Raw genomic sequence first — 18,998 nt, 5'->3', positions numbered from 1 at the left:
GTAGAGATCCCCGGCCGGTGGTGTCCCGCGCCCGCTGCCCGATCGACGGGGCGACGGAACTCTGGACCACGAGCCGGCAACCATTGCAGGCCAACGAAATCGAGAGGCGGAGGTCATGTCGATCATCGGCTGGGCAGCGGTCGGGGGACTGGCGGGCGTTCACGCGGCGTCGTGGGGCGCCTACAAGGACTCCCCGTTCGAGGGGTTTCGCTGGACGAGCGGGGTCCGCAGCGTGGTACTGGCGGCCCTGATCGCGGTCGCGGTCGTCGGTCTCACGCCCCTGGCGGCTGGCGGCGACCTGGTGCTCGTGGCACTGGTCGTCTATGCCCTCGAGAGGCTGGCGACCGAGGGTTGGAAGGCGATCGTGCGCGAGGACGACCAGAGCGCGTTCACCATCCCCATGCGCCTCGGCATCCGTGGGCGGACAGTCGACCATCGTGGTCTCCGGTATGCCGCGGGCGGGCTCCTGCTCGCAGCGATCGTCGGCGCCGGGCTGGCGGTGCGGCTGGGGCAGTCCTCGGGCGTCGTCCCGTGGTGGTTGCTGGTTGCCGCGTGTGGCGGGGGCGCGGGGTGGGCGACGGCCGTCGGCGGGGCATGGAAGGACGCCCCGATCGAGGGTTTCAGCGGCTGGAAGTTCCTGCGCAGCCCGGCGATCGCGACGGCGTGGGCGGTCGTGTTGTCCCCGCGGACTGATGACGTGCTGGTGCTGGGGCTCGCGGCCGGTGGGGCAGCGGTCGCCTCCATCGAGACCTGGAAGACGTTCTTCACCGGTGACCGGGCACCGGGCAAGTTCGACGGTCGCTCGAGGGTGGTCGTCCCTTCGGCCGTGCGGACACTCGCAGGCTCGGCGCATGCACTGGTCTGGCTCGCCCTCGCCGGCGTCGTCGCCGCAGAGCTCCTGCACCGCGCACCTTCGGCCGCCGCCCTCGGCCCGGTGGTCGTGGTCTCGGCGATCCTGGCGCTCGTCGCCGGGGTGGTGAGGCACACCGTGCACCACGCGTTCCAGGTGTCCGAGACGCGGTCCCTCGCCCGGGAGGTCGGCGCAGCGATCGGCCATCGCGCGCTGCACCTGCTCACCGGCACGGTGGCCCTCTCGGTGTTGGTCACGTTGGTCTCCGGCTGTGGGTCGCTCGGCCTCCCGTCGGCCGGGCACGTGGGGGAGGCTCGACGGGCCGCGGCCGTCAGCCTCGCGGAACAGGCCGGGCATCCGTTCTACTGGCTGGGCGAGACCGCAGGGGACTACGACCTCTTCGACCTGATCCCCGGCCCGCCCGGGGAGCCCTACTACGTCAGCGCCTGGTACGGCCCGTGCCCTGCTCCACCGCTGTTCGGTGAGGGCGGCTGCACGTCACCCGTGGACCTGTCGACGCGGGCCTGGGACCCGCAGTGGGCGACGCCGGTCTGTGGCCAGGAGACCCTGCTCGGGGTGCCGGCCGGGATGGTCTCCGAGGAGCTCACCCTGTTCACGGGGCGCGAGGTCGTCACGCTCGTGGACTACGACGACCGCGAGGCCGACGACATCGGAGCACCGCGAGCCCATCGGCTGCTCAAGGGAATTCGGCCCCTGGGTGCGCGTGAACCGGTCACTGCGCTGCCGCCACCGTCGCCGCAGATGCAGGCGTGGCTCGATGCGTCGTGCGGCGCCGGAGTCCCCAGCACGCCCACGGCCGTGGACACCACTGACGGCGTCTCAGGGCCGAGGCCGGCGTCGGTCGGCCTGGTCTCGGCGGTGTCGGTCAGGGCGACGGCCGAGGCCCGACGGACGCGCGCTCGATGAGCTTGGTCGGCAACCGGCGATGCGCCACCGCGCCTCCTGCTCCCTCGATGCGTGACAGCAGCAACCGGCAGGCCGCCACCCCGATCTCGTACGTCGGCTGGGCGATGACGGTCAGCGCCGGGCTCACCAGGTCGGCCCACTCGGTGTCGTCGAAGCCCAGCAGCGACACGTCCTCGGGGCAACGAACCCCCGCCCGCGCGATGGCGTGGAACGCACCCAGGGACTGCATGGCGTCGAAGGTGAGGATCGCTGTCGGAGGGTCGTCCAAGGCCAACAACCTGGCCGTCTCGGCCTCCCCGTCCTCGCGTCGGTAGCCGCCGGAGGAGATCAGCTCCGGTCGGATCGTGAGGCCCGCCGCGGTCATGGCGTCCCGGAAGCCAGCCGCACGGGCGCCGACCGTGGTGGCCGAAGCCCGCTCCACGCCCTTCATGTCGGGACGCAGCATTCGCTCCAGCATCGCGTGCGTCCCACCCGTCACGATCGCGATGTCCCGGTGGCCATGGGACAGCAAGTGCTCGGTGGCAGCCCGGGCAGCCTTGCGGTTGTCGATGCCGACGGTGTCGGCGTGCAGGCCAGCCACGCTCCGGTCCAGGAGGACCACGGGGATGCCGGCGGCGATGACTTCGCCCAGGTGGGACCTGTCGCCGCCGTCCGCCGGGCACACGACCAGCCCGTCGACCCGTCGCTCGGTCATCACCCTGACCGCGGTCTCCTCCTTGTCGAGCTCTTCGTCGGTGTTGGCCAGGAGCACCTCGAACCCCTGTGCCCGCGCGGTGTCGGCGATGCCGCGCAGGGAGCGCCGGAAGAACGGGTTCTCGATGTCGGACATGACGACGCCGAGGGTGCGCGTCGAACCGGTGATCATGCTGCGAGCCAGGCTGTTGGCGCGATAGCCGAGCTGCTCCGCGGCCGCCAGCACTCGCTCGCGCGTGCTCTCTCGCACCGAGCCGTAGCCACCCAGCGCCCTGGCCGCAGTGGCGGTGGACACGCCCGCTGCACGCGCGACGTCGTCGACCGTCGCGATGCCGCGCGGCTCGGCGCTCCTGCTCACGGCACTCCCTCGAAACTCATGTGGTGACAACGGTTTTGGCAACGGCCCCGGTGGTGCTGGGTGCGGGACCGCCTCTGACCCGCCCCTGGCCACAGGTGACCCCGGTGCCGTCCTCCGCAGGCGAGTTCTCGGCCCGACCCTAGCCGGTGCTCGATCGGCTCGCCCCGACCGGTGGGGACGAAATTTTCGGACACCCCCTTGACATGGCGACGGATGTGTTGAGAACGTTCTCACTCGTCAGGTTGAGAACGTTATCAAAAGCGATTCACTCGCGGATTGGAACCAGGAGCACCGATGACCGAAACCCTTCCCCTCAAGCCGATCGACGCCGACACCGTCGACAAGCTGACGGCCACCGTCGCGGAGCGCGATGCGATCGCGACCGTGGTGCGCGACGTCGTCGACCGTGGGCTGCGCAACGTGTACTTCGTCGGCGCGGGCGGCTCGATCATCTGCAGCTACCCGGCCCACTACCTGCTCCAGCAGAAGGCGTCGTTCCCGGCCTTCCAGCTGCAGAGCGACGAGCTCAACACGTCGGTCCCGGCGATCATGGGCCCGGGCTCGCTCGTGGTGCTTGCCTCCTACACGGGCACGACCAAGGAGACGGTGGCCGCCGCCAGGACCGCCAAGGCCACGGGCGCGACGGTCATCGCCGCCGCGAAGCCTGGCAGCCCGCTCGCCGAGGCGGCTGACGTGGCCTTCACGGGCAAGAGCGACCTGTTCGAGCTCGTCGTCGCCTTCGAGCTGCTTGCCGCCACTGGCGCCGAGCGCGACGCCGACGCCGTGGACCAGGCCCTGGCAGCCCTGCCTGCCGCCGTGCGGCACGCGGTCGAGCAGGCCGAGCCGCAGCTGGCCGACATCGCCGAGGCGTTCAAGGACGAGCCCATCACCTACGTCCTTGGTTCCGGCCCCAGCTACGGGTGGGCCTACGGACTGGCCATGTGCTTCCTGCAGGAGATGCAGTGGAAGCACGCGGCGGCCTTCAACTCCGGTGAGTTCTTCCAGGGCGCGTTCGAGATGGTCGACGACGACACGGCCGTCCTGCTGTGGGTGGGTGACGACGCCTCGCGGCCGATGGGTGAGCGCGCCAGGGCGTTCCTCGACAAGTACTGCAAGAAGGCGCAGTACGTCGACGTGCGCGACCTCGAGCTGCCCGGCATCCCCGAGTCCGTCCGGGGCGAGATCTCGCCGATCGTCGTGGGGGCGCTGGCCAACCGGCTCGCGCAGCACTACGAGTCGGTCCGCGGTCACGACCTCGAGACGCGTCGCTACATGTTCAAGGTCGAGTACTGAGCATGACTTCTCAGCTGCTCAACTTCGACCCGGCGCGCTACCTGCGCATCCAGTCGGGTGCGGTTGGCCTGGCCGACCAGATCGACGCCGCAGTGGCTGACGCCCTCGGCTCCGGCGTGACCAACGTGGTCTTCGCCGGGGCCGGCGGGGCGGGCATCCTCATGCAGCCCGCGGCCGTCCTGCTGCGCGACCACTCGACGTTCCGCGCCGATGTCGTGCTGCCAGCCGAGCTGGTCGAGACCGGCTCGGCCCTCGTGGGTCGTGACACCCTCGTCGTGATCCCCTCGTTGTCCGGCACGACGGCCGAGAGCATCGCCGCCCTCGACCACGTCAAGGCGAGCGGCGCTCGGGTGCTCGTCCTCACCGGCCACGCGGACACCCCTCTGGGCGCCAAGGCCGACACCGCCCTGGTGAACTTCGCCGAGGACGACACGTCCTGCGAGTCGTTCTACCTGCAGTCGCTGCTGCTCGCGCTGTCGATCATGGCGCGCACCGACACGCTGGAGGACCACGCCACGGTCGTCGCCGAGCTGAAGCGGCTACCGCAGCTCCTGCTCGACGCCAAGGCTGCCTTCGAGCCGCGAGCGCACGAGCTCGCGGAGGCGATCGCGGCCGACCAGTGGCACATCGTCACCGGGTCGGGCAGCACCTGGCCGCAGGCCTTCTACTACGGCATGTGCATCCTCGAGGAGATGCAGTGGATCCGGACCCGTCCGGTCCACGCCTCCGACTTCTTCCACGGCACCCTCGAGCTGGTCGAGCCGGACGTGAGYGTCCTGCTCCTCAAGGGAGAGGACCCGACCCGACCCCTTGCGGACCGGGTGGAGCGCTTCACGTCCGGACTCACCGACAAGCTGCTGGTGCTCGACGCCGCCGACGTGGAGCTGCCCGGGATCTCGCGGGCCACCCGTGCACTCGTGTCCCCAGTGATCCTGGCTGCCCTGCTCGAGCGGGTGAGCGCCCACCTCGAGGTGATGCGCGACCACCCGTTGACGACCCGCCGCTACTACCGCCGTATGGCGTACTGAGGACACCCCATGAACGTCACCCTGCTCACCGTCGGCGACAACGTCGTCGACCGGTACCTCGAACGGGGGGTGCTCTACCCCGGAGGAAACGCCGTCAACGTGGCAGTCCACGGTCGTCGTTGCGGCGCCGGCACGGCATACATCGGCGCGGTGGGCACCGATCTCGCGGGCCGCACGGTCCTCGACGCCCTGGTGGCCGAGGGGGTGGACACCTCGATGCTGCGGGTCGTGGAGGGCCCGAACGCCTCAGCGGACGTGCGGGTCGTCGACGGCAACCGGGTCTTCGACCACGGGGACCCGGGGGTGTCCAACGTCGTGCTCACGTCCGCCGACTTCGCAGCCGTCGCGGCAGCGAGCGTCGTGCACACGGGTGAGTGCTCCATGGTCGAGGACCAGCTGGCCGACCTCTCGGCGGCGGCGTCACGGCTCTCCTTCGACTTCTCGGAGCGTCCCGACGACTACGTCGCCGAGTACGCACCACTCGTCGACATCGCCATCCGCTCACTGCCCTCCGCGTCGGTCGACGACGCCCTGAGCGAGGCTCGGCGCATCCAGGCCCTGGGCCCTGGCCTCGTCGCGGTCACCATGGGCGCCGGGGGAGCGGTGGCTGTCCAGGGCGAGCTGGTGGTGCACGCCCCGGCGCCAGCCACGGACGTCGTCGACACCCTCGGAGCCGGGGATGCCTTCATCGCCCGGTTGCTCACCGGCCTCATCGCCGAAGTGCCGCTCACGGACCTCCTCGGCGCCGCGACGGCATACGCATCACACACCTGCGCCACGTTCGGCGCTTTCGGGTACGAGACCTCACTCGAGGGGCTCACTGCACCGCTCAACCCCATCCACAAAGGAGTGGACCTGTCATGAAGCACACCACACGCAGCGCATCCTTCGCCGTGCTCGCCACCGCGGCCGCGGTGACCTTGGCCGCCTGCGGCGCGCCCGGGACGGCCGACAGCGGCTCGGGAGGAGGCAAGCCGAGCCTCACCTCACCGGCCGAGAAGTCGGGCACCATCACCATGGTCACCAAGTTCGCCGACCCCAAGTACGCGCCGTACTTCGAGAGCGTGGCCAAGGCCTACGAACAGGCCAACCCCAAGGTCACCATCAAGCTCGAGCAGGTCGGGGATCAGCCCTACAAGGACAAGATCCGGGTGCTCTCGGCGTCCAAGCAGCTGCCCGACATCTACTTCTCGTGGGCCGGTGACTTCGCGAACAAGTTCGTCCGCGCCGGGCTCGCCGCCGACCTGACCTCCGTCATCGGAGCCGACACCGAATGGGGCAAGACGTTCTCCCCGGCTGCCCTGAAGGCCTTCGAGACCAAGGACAAGAACTACGGCGTGCCGATCGACCTCGATGCGAAGTACCTGGCCTACAACAAGGCCGCCTTCGCCAAGGCCGGCGTGAACGGCGCCCCGTCCACCCTCGAGGAGCTGCTCGGCGCGTGCGACAAGCTGAAGTCGGCGGGCTACACGCCCATCGCGTTCGGCAACCAGTACGGCTGGCCGGCCATCCACTACATCACCCAGCTCAACGCCTACAACGTCGCGCCGGACACGCTCGCCAAGGACTACGACCCGGCCACGGGTGCGTTCACGGATCCCGGCTACGTCAAGGCGGTCGACCAGTTCAAGGACATCGTCACGCACTGTTCCAGCAAGGATGCCAATGGTGTCTCGCACGAGGCCGGGCAGGCGAACTTCCTCAACGGCAAGGCCGCCATGCACTACCTGGAGTCGGTCGAGTTCCAGGTGCTGACCGCCAAGGGTGGTGCGCCGAAGGAGCTCGCGGACAACTGGGACTTCATGCGGCTGCCCGCACCACAGGGCGCGGCCGGTGACGCCGGAGCCCTGACCGGTGCCCCGGACGGGTTCATGGTCAACGCCCAGAGCAAGAACGCTGCCTTGGCTGTCGACTTCCTCAAGTTCATGACCAACCAGCAGAACGCCGCGAAGCTCACGGCTGACATCGGCTGGCTCAGCCCGGTGCAGGGGTCTGCGACCGCAGAGAACTCGTTCCCGCAGCTCCAGAGCGCACTCGCCGACATCAGCAAGGCCAACCAGTTCGCCATCTGGCTCGACACGGTGACCAACGCGGAGGTGGCCAACGCCTACCTCTCCGGTGTCGAGGGCGTGATCTCCGGCTCGAAGACGAGCAAGGACGTCCTGACCGGCGTCCAGGAGGCTGCCGCCAAGGCCAAGAAGCAGGCCGGCTGACTTCACCCCGCGGTGGGGCGGGCGGACCATGGAACCTGCCCGCCCCACTGACCGAGGACCACCTGGTCCGACCTCGACACGGTCGGTCAACGTCGACCGACCAACGCCCACCCGAGGAGGGCATGACATGAGCACCACGTTGATGCGATGGCGATCCCTGGCCTGGGTCCTGCCCGCGCTGGTCCTGCTGCTGGTCTTCGTCTACTACCCCATCGTCGACAACCTGCGGCTGAGCCTGTTCTCGTGGAACGCGTTCTCGGTGGCACCGACGTTCGTCGGCCTCGACAACTACCGCACGGCGTTCCACGACCCGATCTTCTGGACCGCCCTGCGCAACAACACGGTCTTCGCGATCGTGTCGCTGGTCTGCCAGGTCGGGTTCTCGCTCGTCCTGGCGGCCCTCCTCGAGGAGTTCGTGCACGAGCGACTGCGCGGCATCCTGCGCACGATCTACTTCATCCCCGCCGTCATCTCGATCACGGTCGCGGGCATCCTGTTCTCGTTCCTCTACAACCCCCAGATCGGCCTCGTGAACCGCCTGCTCGAAGCCGTGGGCCTCGAGAGCTGGCGGCACTCGTGGCTGGGGGAGCCGGGCACGGCCATGGGCAGCATCATCGCGATGAGTCAGTGGCAGTCCATCGGCTACACGGCGATCCTGTTCGTGGTCGGGATCCAGCGGATTCCCAAGGAGTTCCACGAGGCTGCGAAGGTCGACGGCGCAGGGCCGATCCGAAGGTTCTTCTCCGTGACCGTGCCCATGGTCCGCGAGATGACGACGCTCGTCATCATCCTCACCATCTCCGGAGCCTTCCTCGTGTTCAACGAGGTGATGGTCATGACAGCGGGTGGGCCCTCGAACTCCAGCCAGGTGCTCGGCACGTGGCTCTACCGCAACGCCTTCCTGAACGACGACATGGGCTACGCCTCCGCCATCGCCACGGTGATCTTCCTGATCACCCTCACGATCGGCGCCGTCCAGATCATCGTGAGCCGTCGACGGAGGATCCAATGGTGATGTCTGCCTCCAGCCCCACCCGTGCGAAGCCTTCCAGTGCCACGGTCGCCACGCCGGCGAACCGCAAGGCAGACGGCTGGCAGATGGGTGCGGGACGTCGCATCGCGCGCATCGCAGGGCGTCTGACCCTGTGGATCGGTCTCGGGGTGCTCGTCGTCGCGGTCCTCTACCCGTTGTTGTGGATGGTCTTCAGCAGCTTCAAGAGCAACCAGGAGGTCTTCGCGAGTCCGTGGGGCATGCCGGGCGAGCTGCGCTGGGAGAACTTCGGCAAGGCCGGCAGCGCTGGGGTCGTCCGCTACTTCGTCAACAGCGTGCTGGTGACGTCGGCCTCCATCCTCACGACCGTCCTGCTCAGCGCCTGGGCGGCGTACGGGCTGGTGCGCCTGCGAGTGCCCTTCGGCGGAACCATTCTCGGACTCCTGCTCGGGGGACTGATGCTCGCACCGACGGTGGCCCTCATTCCTCTCTTCGGCCTGCTGCAGCAGCTGCACATCTACGACAGCTACTGGGCGCTCATCGTGCTGTACACCGCGTTCCGCATCCCCTTCACGACCTTCCTCATCCGGGCGTACATGATCGACATCCCCTCGGAGGTCGACGAGGCCGCAACGCTGGACGGCTGCTCACCCACCCAGGCGTTCTGGCAGGTGATCCTGCCGATGTGTCGACCGATCCTCGTCAGCGCGGCCTTGCTGCAGGCGCTCTTTGCCTGGAACGAGTTCGTTTTCGCGCTGGTCTTCATCAGCACGGGCGACCTGAAGACGCTGCCTGTGGGGCTGATGGACATGCAGAGCCGCCTGCTGACCGACTGGCCCGTCCAGTTCGCCGGGCTGACCATGGCCGCGTTGCCGATGATCGTCCTGTTCCTGATCGGTCAGCGCCAGTTCCTCAGGGGTCTCACGGACGGCATCGGCAAGTAGCCCCCTGACCTGCAGTGATGCCGAATTGACTTGGCTCGGAGAGTCCGACAGTGTTGCACCACCGCATGACGTGGCCGCCCATCGAGGCTGGTCGCCGCCCCCTCATTCTGAGGTGTCGAGTGTCTAACAGAGGGCCATTGCGCGGATTCGATCTCGATCTCCGATCAACTCGGAGTACACAGGAGTCCTCATGGCTACCACCACGAACAACGACGTCACCACTGCTCGGGGCACCCGCCGCCAGCTGCTCACCGAGACCCGCCCGGCCACCAGGACCACCGAGCTCATGGCCTACATCGCGGCCGTGGTCGCGGTTGCCCTCACGGCTCTGGTCGTGGGCGACGGTGGCGACGGCGGTGCCGACCCGTTCAGCGCCGAGCAGGCGCTGCGCTTCATCACCTTCCTCACCATCGGGTACATGGTCGCGCGCGGCCTGGCCAAGTCCGGCACCCGCGGCAACACCAACGACGACCACGACGCCTGAGCGCGTCGCTAGTCGCAGGAACGCCTGACGATCCCGACCTCATGAGGCACGCGGACCGGCTGGCGTGAGCCAGCAGAGGCCCCCTCGGCATCCGAGGGGGCCTCTGCGGCCGGCACTGCCCGTCGCGTCGTTGCCGCCGTCACCCGGTGAGGGACTCGTAGACGGACTCGTAGCCGTCGGTCATGACCGCGACGCTGAAGAGGCGTTCGACCCTGTCGCGGCAGGCCCGCCGGGAGAGGTGGACCACCTCGTCGACGGCAGCGACCAGCTCGTCCTCGGTGTCCCGGACGAGGCCTGTGACACCGTCCTCGACGACCTCCGGGACCGAGCCCCTCCGCAGGGCCAGGACGGGCGTGCCGCAGGCCATCGCCTCCGTCATCGCCAAGCCGAACGGCTCGGGCCAGTCAACCGGGAAGAGCAGGGCGCGCGCCGAACCCAGGAGCTGGTCCTTGTCCGCTCCGCCGAGCTCGCCGAGGTACTCCACCTGCTGGCCGTCGATGAGGGGCTTGATCACCGACTCGTAGTACTCGACGTCCACCGGGTCGATCTTCGCGGCGATGCGCAGCGGCACCCCGCTGCGCCGGGCGATCGCGATGGCACCCTCGATGTTCTTCTCGGGGCAGATCCGGCCGACGAAGACGAAGTCGTCACCACCGGCCTCGTTGAAGGTGAACTCCTCGAGATCTGTGCCGTTGTAGACCGTCGCGGCCCAGTTGGCGCCAGGAATGGGCCCTCGCTGGTTGTCGCTGATCGAGACGAGGGGAGCATCGCTGAACCGCTCGAACACCGCCTGAAGACCTCCCAGGTCCAGCCGCCCGTGCAGCGTGGTCACCACGGGCGTCTTGACCAGCCGGGCGAACGGCAGCGCGTAGAAGTCGACGTGGCTGTGGATCACATCGAACTGGTGTGCGCGCTCGAAGACCTGGCTGAGCTCGAGCATCAGGTGCAGGTTCGGGTCGACGTCCTCGGGGCTGAGCCGCAACGCCTCACGGGTCACCGACACCAGTCGCGCATCCGTCTCCGAGTCGCCGCTGGCGAACAGCGTCACCTCGTGTCCACGCCTGACCAGCTCCTCGGTGAGCAGGGACACGACTCGTTCGGTCCCGCCATACAGCTGCGGTGGGACTGGCTCGGTCAGCGGGGCGATCTGGGCGATCCTCATGGTGCGCTACCTCCATCGCCGGCCGCCAGCCCGAGTCGGGATGGAGAGCGCGGACTCAGTACTCGATCTTCACGTGCACATCGCCGGACTTGGAGGTGACGGCCGCGAGGGTCAGGTCGCCAGATCGTTCGAAGCGAAGGTCGACGCGGCTGGCGCCGATCGCCAACCCCTTGACCTCTACCCAGTCGAGCCATACCGGCAAACGTGGTCGGATGACCTGCATCGTCCGGGCAAAGGCATCAGGGACGATGCCGAGGACGGCAACCAGGAGGTACGGCAGGCTTCCGGCCGCCCAGGCTTGCGGGCTGCACGCCACGGGGTACCGCACCGGCCGGCCGTAGGTGGCCCGGTCGAAACCGGCGAACAGCTCCGGGAGTCGGTACAGGTCGAACTGGGTGGCGGCCTCGTACAGGCCGGTGAGGATCGCGAGCGCGTCGTCGTCGAAGCCATAGGTGCGCAGGCCCACCGCCACCATGGCACTGTCGTGGGGCCAGATCGCCCCGGTCTGGTAGTCGAACGGGTTGTACGCGACAGCGGCCTTGGACAGCGTCCGGACCCCCCAGCCCGCATTGAGCCGCTCCGGGTCCATCACGCTGTCTCGTACCGCAGTCGCGTGGGCCGTCGAGGCAATGCCTCCCCACAGGGCCTGCCCCTGGTTGGATGCCTCGACCTCCGCCCGCTGCTTCGCGGGGGAGTCGCCGTACAGGGCCAAGGCGTAGTTGCCGAGCTCGGGGCACCAGAAGGACTCCTCGAACCGGCGTTGGAGCTGCGCGGCACGGCTCTCCAGACGGATCGCGCGTTCCTTGTCGCCGGCCGCGTGACAGACGTTCGCCACGGCCCGAAAGGCGCGGAAGGCATACCCCTGCACCTCGACCAGGGCGATGGGCGGCGTTGCCAACGAGCCGTCCGCATGCACGATGGCGTTGTACGAGTCCTTCCACCCCTGGTTCGCCAACCCGTCGCTGGCTCGCGACGCGTACTCGAAGAGGCCGTCACCATCGAGGTCGCCGTCGCGGTCCAGCCACTCCAGTGCGGCATCGACGTGTGGTCGCAGGGTGTCGAAGTAGTCGAGGTCGCCCGTCCACTGGAGGTACTCGCCCAGCAGCACGAGGAACAGTGGCGTCGCATCGACCGTGCCGTAGTACGGAGTGAAGGGCACCTCCCGCAACCGCGCCCGCTCGCCCACCCTCAGCTCGTGGAGGATCTTGCCCGGCTCCTCGTCACGATCGGGGTCGTGCTCGCGGCCCTGGTGGCGGGCCAGGAGGTCAAGCGTCGCGCGGCCGAGATCTGGGGCGAAGGCCAAGGTCTGCAGGGCGGTGATGATCGAGTCGCGGCCGAAGAGCGCCACGTACCAAGGAACGCCGGCGGCGAAGAACCGGTCGTCGCCCTGACGCGTGTCGAGCATGGCCAGGTCGAGGAACGAACGGCGCAGGACTCGGTTGAACAGCTCGTTGCTCGTCGTCAGGCGCACCTCGCCCGAAGGCAGGCCGACCCGGTCGGCGCCGGACGCGGCTGCGCGTTCCACCCGCGCCGGCGAGCTCTCCAGGCCGTCGTCGGTCCCCGCTGCCGGCACGTCCTCGAGCCGGATGGCCACCTCGACTCGCTGCGAACCCCCCGGGGCGAGCTCCAGGCGGTACGTGGCGCAGTTCCCACGCAGGCTCTCCGGAGGCGGGTCGAAGCTGATCTCTGTCGTGCGACGGCGATCGTCTGCGCCCATGTACCCCAGGCGCAGCACATCGCCCGCGCTCTCCGCGTCACCCAGCTGGCCCCTCTCGCCCGGCGTCATCCCGCGAACGGTGAAGATGTCGTCGAAGCCCGAACCGTAGGCCAGGGTCAACGTCACCTGGAGGGGCTCGCGACCGAAGTTCCGGAACGTCAGCACCTCCCTCATCTCCCCATCGAGGGTGGTGTCGACGTGCAGCCCGATCGTCTCCTTGTGGAGGACGCCGCCGTCACCGAGCTTGAGCTCGGGATTGGTCAGCTCGCGGGTGCATCGGTCGCCGAGGTCGGCGGACTCGAAGAGCAAGGTCATCGGCCGGCCGTTGAGCCGCATGCGCTTCTCGTCGAGGAAGCGGGTGTCGTGGAAGTACAGGCCGAGTCCGTGGCGGCCTGTTCGGGACGACTGCGCCGGCATGTCCCCAGACGTCTGGGTGACCAGGAACAGCGCACCGGACTTCAGTGTCGTGGTCGCACCCAGGTCCGGCGTGTTGGTGCCCAGCGGGTCGGGGTCCTGGAGGGTCCAGTCGACTCCCTGCCCGAGTTGGATGTCCAGATCTGCCATGGCTCTCTTCCGTTCGTGGGGGACTGAGGTCCTGATGGGCCGGCGCCAGCTCGTCAGCGGCCTCGGCGAAGGCGTCGGGAGGGTCCCGACGCCGCCCGGCCAGCGCCGGTCACGGAGCCACGATGAGTGCTTGTGGAGCTGCGGCCTTCATACGCGTCTCGAGCCAGGTGAGCTGGCGCCCGGTGTCGGCCATGGACTCTTGAGCGATCGCCAGCAGCTGCCGGTCGCGCAGGCCCTGCGCGCCTTGGCTGACCACCATCCACGTCGACTTCACCAGCGTGGCCAACAGGTGGAGGTCCTGCAAGTCGCGCAAGAGCCCGACCTCGCCCTCGCGGACCGTGCCCACACCCGTCGCGCGGAGCCGTTCGGGTTCGTCGACATCGGGGTCCTCGCCGTATCGAGCCGCGACCGGTCGAAGCGCCTCGCGATGGGTGTCGCTCATCGTGGCGAGGGTCTGGCACATGTGGAAGACGTCGTGCACGTCCGGTCGGCCGTCGGCCAGCGTGCGGAACGACTGGGCCAGGATCTGCTCACTGTGATCGGCGAGGGCGACGTAAGTGGACAGGTGGGGCATCAGCCCTCACCACCAGTCGCCGAGGCACGCCCGGGCGGGTGTCGCGACGGGTCGAGCGGGTAGTCGGGGGTCTCGGCGAGCACCTGGGACCGGGCGGGTTCGCCGCCCCGGGTTGCCGGCACCTCGGAGCCGACGGGTGCGGACGCCGCGGTGGTGGGAGCCGGCGAAGGCCCGTCGCCGGGCCGAACCTTCGTGACCCGACAGGCCGCGGTCTTGAAGTAGGGCTGCTTGGAGACCGGGTCCCAGACCGTCATGGTCAGCTCGTTGGCCTGTCGTGACTGCCCTTCGGGTGTCACCCCGTCGAGGTCCCACGACCCGTAGTGGAATGGCGCGAACACCGTACCGGGCATGACGTCACCGACGCGCGCCTTGACCTCGATGGCACCTCTCGGCGACTCGACGCGGACCACGTCTCCCTCGAGGATGCCCAGCGACTCGGCGTCGTGGGTCGACAGCTCGGCCCAGGCGTCGGGGGCCGCGTGATTCAAGGACTTCGAGCGCCCTGTCTTGGTCCGGGTGTGGAACTGGTAGACCGTCCTGCCGGTCGTATAGAGCAGCGGGAAGTCCGGCGAGGGCAGCTCGTGGGCCGGGGTGTGTGCAGCCCCCTTCAGGAAGGCCCGACCCGCGGGAGCCTTGGCCCGGTGCTCGGTCTCGCTGACCGCACCCCCGGTTAGCAGGTCGTGGCCCCACGTCTCGCAGTAGTCGGTGTCGGTGGGGAAGACGCCGTCGACGTACAAGCGGTCGGTGCCGTCCGGTGCCTCGTCGTTGACGGGCCAGGGGATGCCGGTGGGCCCGCGCAGCTTGTCATAGGACAAGCCGGTGTAGTCCACTGGTCGCCCTCGGGTGGCCTCGCGCCAGGCGTCGAACGCAGCCTCCGGGGTCTCCCACGCCGGCATGGGGGCGCCGTCCGCGTCGACGAAGCCCATGGCCCGCGCGTACATCAGGAAGATGTCCAGGTCGCTCTTGGCTTCTCCTGGCGGCTCCACCGCCTTCTCCGACAGGTGGACGGTGCGGTTGACGTTGGTGAACGTCCCGGTCTTCTCTCCCCAACCCGCCGCGGGCAGGACGACGTCAGCCAGCTCCGCTGTCTCGGTCAGGAAGAGGTCCTGCACCACGACGAAGCACGTGTCGCCCGACAGGATCTTGCGGATCCGTGCCGACTCCGGCATGGAGACCGCCGGGTTCGTGGCCGAGATCCACAGCAGGCCGATGGACCCGTGCTCGGCGTAGGAGAACATCTGCATCGCATCGGTGGGCGGAGCCCAGTGCGGGATCGTCATCGGGTCGATGTTCCACAGCCGCGCGAGCTCCTGCACATGGGCAGCGTTGCCCCAGTTCCGGAACCCGGGCAGGTCTCCGTCAGCACCGCATTCGCGGTTGTTCTGGGCGGTGGGCTGACCGTTCATCTGCAGCACGCCCGCGCCGGGGCGGCCGATGAGCCCACGAAGCAGGTGCAGGTTGTTGACGGCGACGGAGGCAGCGGTGGCCTGGTGTGACTGGTAGAAGCCTTGGAGCACGGTCGAGAGGACCGCCTCGCTCTCCCCGAAGATCTGAGCGGCGCGGCGCAGCGCGTCGGCCGGGACGGCGCAGATCCGTTCGACCTCCTCCGGCGTGTAGGGCCCGACGGTCTTGCGGAGCTCGTCGAGGCCGATGGTGTGGGCGCTGACCCAGTCGTGGTCCACCCAGTCGTTGACGAAGAGCTCTCGGGTCAGCCCGTTCATGAGCGCGAGGTTGGTGCCCACGCGCGGGGCGAGGTGAACCCCGCCGGTGCGTTCGGCTTCCTGCGCCACGAGTGTCCTGCGTGGGTCGACGCAGACCACCTTCGGCGGGTCGCCTCCTCGCGTCCGGTCCAGGACACGCATCCACAGCACCGTCTGCGTCTCGGGCATGTTGTGCCCGAACAGGAAGATCGCGTCCGCGTGCTCGATGTCGGTGTAGGAGCCCGGCTGGCCGTCCGCACCGAAGGACTCCTTGAACGCCGCCGCAGCGGTGGCAGTGCACAACCGGGTGTTCCCGTCCATGTGTGGCGTGCCCAAGGCCGCCTTGCCGATGACGGCGAGGGTGTAGTACTCCTCGATGAACAGCTGCCCTGAGGTGTAGAAGCCGTGGGACAGTGGGCCCTTGGCGTCGAGGAGTCGCCTGGACTCCTCGACGATGCGCCCCATCGCCGTGTCCCAGTCGGTCTCCACCAGGGTCCCGCCACGCCGGATCCGTGGGGTGGTCAACCGGTCTGGGGACGAGGCCCAGGCGGTACTTCCGTACAATCCCTTGGGTCCCAGGCGTCCGTGGTTGACCACGTCACCAGCCCGGCCGCGGACACCGACCATCCGACCGTCCTTGACCGCGATCTCGCAGCCGCACCCGTTGCTGCACAACAGGCACGCGGACTGGACCCAGCGGTCGACCTCGTCCTCCCCGATGCCTCCGTCGAGGTGCACGTCGACGCGGGCCGGCCAGGCCGTCCCCTTCGCGTGCGGGGTCCTCTCGCCCCAGATGTCCGCGATGCGGTCGGTCATGGGAGCGCCCTCCTCTGACGGGCTGGTGGCGGAGTTCTCAGTTGTCCTTCTTCAGGCTGGGGTACTTCTTCTCCACCGCTGCCCGGACCTTCTTCTGCTCGGCCTCCGACCCGTGTTGGGCCACCCTGGCCAAGGCGTTGCGCGCGTGCTCGATGTCAGGGATCGGGTACTTCTCCTCCTCCGGCAACGCGAACGACGACTTCTTGAGCTTCTTGCGGTTCTCGCTGTCGCTCAGGTCCTTCGACACGGCGGGCTCCTTCCTCGAGAGTGTGACCTGCTTGCTACCCACAGGGTGCCCCGCCCAATCCTCACGGCTCGGGGTGCTTGCGAACCGCTGGAGCGGGAGGCAAAATCGACGTGTAGTTGGGCAAGGTTGAGAAGTAGCCGTCCCTCTCCGGGTGGCCCTCTGGGTCGTCGTGAAGGAGGTTGCTGTGGCTCTCCCTGAGCAGCTGGCCGACGGTCAGGTGATGCTGTTCGAGTACCAGGTCGAGGGGCGGCGCTGGTCCTGGTCGGGTGGGCTGCATGCCTTGCACGGAGTCGGTGAGCACCAGGTGCCCACGACCGAGCTCATCCTGAGCCGCATGGTCGAGGAGGACCGGCCCGAGATGCTGGCGCGGTTCCGACACCACCTCGAGCACGAGGGGCCGTACTCGTGTGTGTACCGGCTGAGGGACCCGCAAGGTCAGGTTCGCAGGGTCATGTTCGTCGGGCAGAGCGAGGCTGTCGCCGGCACGGTCAAGCGGCTGACGGGCATCGTGGTCGACGTCACGGAACCCTTGGTGGAGCACGCTCGCGAGGCGGTCGCGGCCTCGGCCGCGCACCGAGCGGCGATCGAACAGGCCAAGGGTGCGCTGATGATGCGCTTCGGTGTCGATGCGGATGTCGCGTTCGGGCTCCTTCGGACGTACTCCAACCAGCACAACCTCAAGCTGGCGGCGCTGGCTGCGCGGATGGTGGCGGGGTTCTCGGAGCCGGCGCCGGATCGGCCACGGCCGCTGGACGGCCCGCTGGACGGCCAGATGGACGGCCGGCTGGAGCTTCTCGACGACGAGGCAAGGAAGCCGCCGCTGTCCCACGGACGGCCTCGTCCACCAGAGCCATCGTGAGGCTCAGGACGCGCCAGGTGGGGAGTCAAGACGGCGCAGGTCGTCGACGGCGGGGCCCTCGAGCCGGCGCCCGTCCCAGGTGAACCGCGACCCGTGCAGCGGGCAGTCCCACGTCCGCTCCGCGTCGTTCCAGGCAACCACCCCGCCGAGGTGGCTGCACACCGCCGACACGGCACACGTGGTCCCGTCCACGGTGCTCACGGCAACGGGGACGCCGTCACGGCGACCGACGACGCCGACCCCCTCGCTGGGCACGGTCGACGCCGTCGTGGCCAAGCCGTGAGCCCATCCACGGGCGAGCTGCGCCGCCACGGCTGCGTTGAGCTTCGTGGCGTCGACGACCTCGGTGAGCCCCGGGGTGTGGCCGTAGAGCTCCGCCGACCACTCTGCCGGCGCCTCGGTCACCCAGCCTGAGATGGCGAGGGCGGCGGCGGTCGCATTCGTCATGCCCCACTTGGCGAAGCCGGTGGCGACGAGGACGGCCCCACTGCTGCCGGGCAGCGGCCCGACCAGCGGGAGGCGAGGTGTGCTGCGGTAGTCCTGCGCGGACCACTGGTGCGTCGGCTCCGCGTCCGGGAAGTGCGCCTGCGTCCATTCGACGAGCCGGTCGACTCGAGGTTGGGTCGGGCCGCCACGACCGACGACGTGCCCCTCGCCGCCGACCACGAGAAGCCTCTCGCCGTTGCTGGTCGCAGTGCGCAGTGACCGGGAGGGCTGGTCGGCGGAGAGGTACATGCCCGCCGGCACCGGGCCGGGCACGCGGAAGGCGAGGCCGTACGAGCGCAGCGGCTCGAGCCTGGCGAAGTGCAGTGCGCGGTCGAGGATCGGTGTGCCCGTGGCGAGCACGACATGGCTGGCCGACATCGAGGTGTCCTCGGCGGTGCCGGGACCAGGGACCTGCGTCCGGATGGTGACGACGGGTGGTGAGCCCATGCTGACGCCGGTCACCCGCGCGCCCGTGACCAGCGTGCCGCCGGCAGCACGCAGGCTCTCGGCCAGCAGCCGAAGCAGCTCACCGGCGTGGAGCTGGGCCTGGTCGGCAAGCCTGATGGCACCGCTCACCGCGAACGGGAGCTCCGTCTGGGAGGTCTCCTCCACCGACAGGCCTGCGTCGCGGGCTGCCTCCAACTCGAGGGTGACCGCGTCACGGCCCTCGCCCGACACGGCATACGTCCAGGCGTCGCGCGTGTCCACGCGCCCGCCGGCGGCGCTCATGAACTCGACCAGCCACTCCTGCCCGGCCCGGTTCGCCGCCACATAGGCCTTGAGCTCCGCGTCGGAGGCGCGGGCCCGTATGCCGCTCAGCACCGTTCCCTGGAGAAGGCTTACCTTGCCGGTGGTGTGGCCCGTGGTGCCGTGGCCGACCTCGTCGCCTTCGAGGACGAGCACGCTGCGCCCGGCCCGGGCGAGCAGGAGCGCGGTCGCGAGGCCGGTCAGGCCTGCGCCGACCACGATCACGTCATGCGCGCGCCCCGGTACCAGGACGTCGGTCTGCGGCGAGGGGGGCGGATCCAGCCAGAGCGATCCCATGACCCAAGCAGACCACGACCCCCGACCTGCGGCACTTCGTCACGTGCA

Annotated in this window: 16 protein-coding genes; 9 read left to right on the top strand and 7 right to left on the bottom strand. The window is 69.1% G+C overall.

All coding sequences use genetic code 11. The annotated features are described in order from the left end of the window. Positions 1-115: 115 nt before the first annotated feature. A complete protein-coding gene (locus AC1DV7_RS11135; protein WP_477597190.1) occupies positions 116-1,777 on the top strand; it encodes a hypothetical protein in 1,662 nt (553 codons plus the stop codon). Here the strand turns inward: AC1DV7_RS11135 and AC1DV7_RS11130 are convergent. After that, the gene (locus tag AC1DV7_RS11130; protein WP_477597189.1) at positions 1,737-2,828 is read right to left on the bottom strand and encodes a LacI family DNA-binding transcriptional regulator; all 1,092 of its coding nucleotides are present in this window, start codon (positions 2,826-2,828) and stop codon (positions 1,737-1,739) included. The genes AC1DV7_RS11135 and AC1DV7_RS11130 overlap by 41 nt on opposite strands. Before the next feature lie 294 nt (positions 2,829-3,122). On the opposite strand from AC1DV7_RS11130, the gene AC1DV7_RS11125 reads away from it, so the two are divergent. The 7 genes from AC1DV7_RS11125 to AC1DV7_RS11095 all read left to right on the top strand — a co-directional run bounded on the left by AC1DV7_RS11125 (position 3,123) and on the right by AC1DV7_RS11095 (position 9,781). Next, the gene (locus AC1DV7_RS11125; RefSeq protein ID WP_477597188.1) at positions 3,123-4,121 is read left to right on the top strand and encodes an SIS domain-containing protein; all 999 of its coding nucleotides are present in this window, start codon (positions 3,123-3,125) and stop codon (positions 4,119-4,121) included. 2 nt (positions 4,122-4,123) lie between these two features. After that, positions 4,124-5,149 (top strand): SIS domain-containing protein, encoded by a 1,026-nt coding sequence (locus AC1DV7_RS11120; protein ID WP_477597187.1) that lies wholly within the window; start codon positions 4,124-4,126, stop codon positions 5,147-5,149. A 9-nt stretch (positions 5,150-5,158) separates the two neighbouring features. After that, positions 5,159-6,013 (top strand): PfkB family carbohydrate kinase, encoded by an 855-nt coding sequence (locus tag AC1DV7_RS11115; protein ID WP_477597186.1) that lies wholly within the window; start codon positions 5,159-5,161, stop codon positions 6,011-6,013. Beyond that, the gene (locus AC1DV7_RS11110; RefSeq protein ID WP_477597185.1) at positions 6,010-7,362 is read left to right on the top strand and encodes an ABC transporter substrate-binding protein; all 1,353 of its coding nucleotides are present in this window, start codon (positions 6,010-6,012) and stop codon (positions 7,360-7,362) included. The genes AC1DV7_RS11115 and AC1DV7_RS11110 overlap by 4 nt, the downstream gene beginning before the upstream one ends. 127 nt (positions 7,363-7,489) lie before the next feature. Then, entirely contained in the window at positions 7,490-8,377 is an 888-nt protein-coding gene (locus AC1DV7_RS11105) for a carbohydrate ABC transporter permease (protein WP_477597184.1), read from the top strand. Beyond that, on the top strand, positions 8,377-9,297 hold the full coding sequence (locus tag AC1DV7_RS11100; RefSeq protein WP_477597183.1) for a carbohydrate ABC transporter permease: 921 nt from the start codon (positions 8,377-8,379) through the stop codon (positions 9,295-9,297). Before AC1DV7_RS11105 ends, AC1DV7_RS11100 begins: the two co-directional genes overlap by 1 nt. A 190-nt stretch (positions 9,298-9,487) precedes the next feature. Beyond that, positions 9,488-9,781 carry a hypothetical protein gene (locus tag AC1DV7_RS11095; protein ID WP_477597182.1) on the top strand — a complete coding sequence of 98 codons (294 nt, stop codon included), beginning with the start codon at positions 9,488-9,490 and terminating at the stop codon, positions 9,779-9,781. A gap of 139 nt (positions 9,782-9,920) precedes the next feature. Here the strand turns inward: AC1DV7_RS11095 and AC1DV7_RS11090 are convergent, their stop codons facing one another. From AC1DV7_RS11090 to AC1DV7_RS11070, 5 genes are all read right to left on the bottom strand, one after another. Next, entirely contained in the window at positions 9,921-10,943 is a 1,023-nt protein-coding gene (locus tag AC1DV7_RS11090) for a glycosyltransferase family 4 protein (RefSeq protein ID WP_477597181.1), read from the bottom strand. 55 nt (positions 10,944-10,998) lie between these two features. Beyond that, positions 10,999-13,224, bottom strand: coding sequence for an amylo-alpha-1,6-glucosidase (locus AC1DV7_RS11085; protein WP_477597180.1), 2,226 nt, complete (start codon positions 13,222-13,224; stop codon positions 10,999-11,001). Positions 13,225-13,333: 109 nt separating this feature from the next. Then, positions 13,334-13,798, bottom strand: coding sequence for a hypothetical protein (locus AC1DV7_RS11080; protein ID WP_477597179.1), 465 nt, complete (start codon positions 13,796-13,798; stop codon positions 13,334-13,336). Further along, the gene (locus tag AC1DV7_RS11075) at positions 13,798-16,314 is read right to left on the bottom strand and encodes a molybdopterin oxidoreductase family protein (protein WP_477597178.1); all 2,517 of its coding nucleotides are present in this window, start codon (positions 16,312-16,314) and stop codon (positions 13,798-13,800) included. Before AC1DV7_RS11075 ends, AC1DV7_RS11080 begins: the two co-directional genes overlap by 1 nt. Before the next feature lie 37 nt (positions 16,315-16,351). After that, on the bottom strand, positions 16,352-16,561 hold the full coding sequence (locus tag AC1DV7_RS11070; RefSeq protein WP_477597177.1) for a DUF6582 domain-containing protein: 210 nt from the start codon (positions 16,559-16,561) through the stop codon (positions 16,352-16,354). 184 nt (positions 16,562-16,745) lie between these two features. On the opposite strand from AC1DV7_RS11070, the gene AC1DV7_RS11065 reads away from it, so the two are divergent. Further along, positions 16,746-17,420 (top strand): ANTAR domain-containing protein, encoded by a 675-nt coding sequence (locus AC1DV7_RS11065; RefSeq protein ID WP_477597176.1) that lies wholly within the window; start codon positions 16,746-16,748, stop codon positions 17,418-17,420. 3 nt (positions 17,421-17,423) lie between these two features. Here AC1DV7_RS11065 and AC1DV7_RS11060 read toward each other — a convergent pair whose 3' ends face one another. Beyond that, on the bottom strand, positions 17,424-18,950 hold the full coding sequence (locus AC1DV7_RS11060; protein ID WP_477597175.1) for an FAD-dependent oxidoreductase: 1,527 nt from the start codon (positions 18,948-18,950) through the stop codon (positions 17,424-17,426). Between the last annotated feature and the right edge of the window lie 48 nt (positions 18,951-18,998).

The sequence above is a fragment of the Pedococcus sp. P2_E4 genome, assembly GCF_056403935.1.
The sequence above is the reverse complement of the archived record's forward strand: the minus strand, read 5'-3'. Positions and strand labels throughout refer to the sequence as shown.

Coding starts and splice junctions, on each gene's coding strand:
- AC1DV7_RS11105 (WP_477597184.1), top strand. CDS start 7,490: ATGAGCACCACGTTGATGCGATGGCGATCCCTGGCCTGGGTCCTGCCC.
- AC1DV7_RS11085 (WP_477597180.1), bottom strand. CDS start 13,224: ATGGCAGATCTGGACATCCAACTCGGGCAGGGAGTCGACTGGACCCTC.
- AC1DV7_RS11060 (WP_477597175.1), bottom strand. CDS start 18,950: ATGGGATCGCTCTGGCTGGATCCGCCCCCCTCGCCGCAGACCGACGTC.
- AC1DV7_RS11135 (WP_477597190.1), top strand. CDS start 116: ATGTCGATCATCGGCTGGGCAGCGGTCGGGGGACTGGCGGGCGTTCAC.
- AC1DV7_RS11115 (WP_477597186.1), top strand. CDS start 5,159: ATGAACGTCACCCTGCTCACCGTCGGCGACAACGTCGTCGACCGGTAC.
- AC1DV7_RS11075 (WP_477597178.1), bottom strand. CDS start 16,314: ATGACCGACCGCATCGCGGACATCTGGGGCGAGAGGACCCCGCACGCG.
- AC1DV7_RS11090 (WP_477597181.1), bottom strand. CDS start 10,943: ATGAGGATCGCCCAGATCGCCCCGCTGACCGAGCCAGTCCCACCGCAG.
- AC1DV7_RS11125 (WP_477597188.1), top strand. CDS start 3,123: ATGACCGAAACCCTTCCCCTCAAGCCGATCGACGCCGACACCGTCGAC.
- AC1DV7_RS11100 (WP_477597183.1), top strand. CDS start 8,377: ATGTCTGCCTCCAGCCCCACCCGTGCGAAGCCTTCCAGTGCCACGGTC.
- AC1DV7_RS11080 (WP_477597179.1), bottom strand. CDS start 13,798: ATGCCCCACCTGTCCACTTACGTCGCCCTCGCCGATCACAGTGAGCAG.
- AC1DV7_RS11095 (WP_477597182.1), top strand. CDS start 9,488: ATGGCTACCACCACGAACAACGACGTCACCACTGCTCGGGGCACCCGC.
- AC1DV7_RS11110 (WP_477597185.1), top strand. CDS start 6,010: ATGAAGCACACCACACGCAGCGCATCCTTCGCCGTGCTCGCCACCGCG.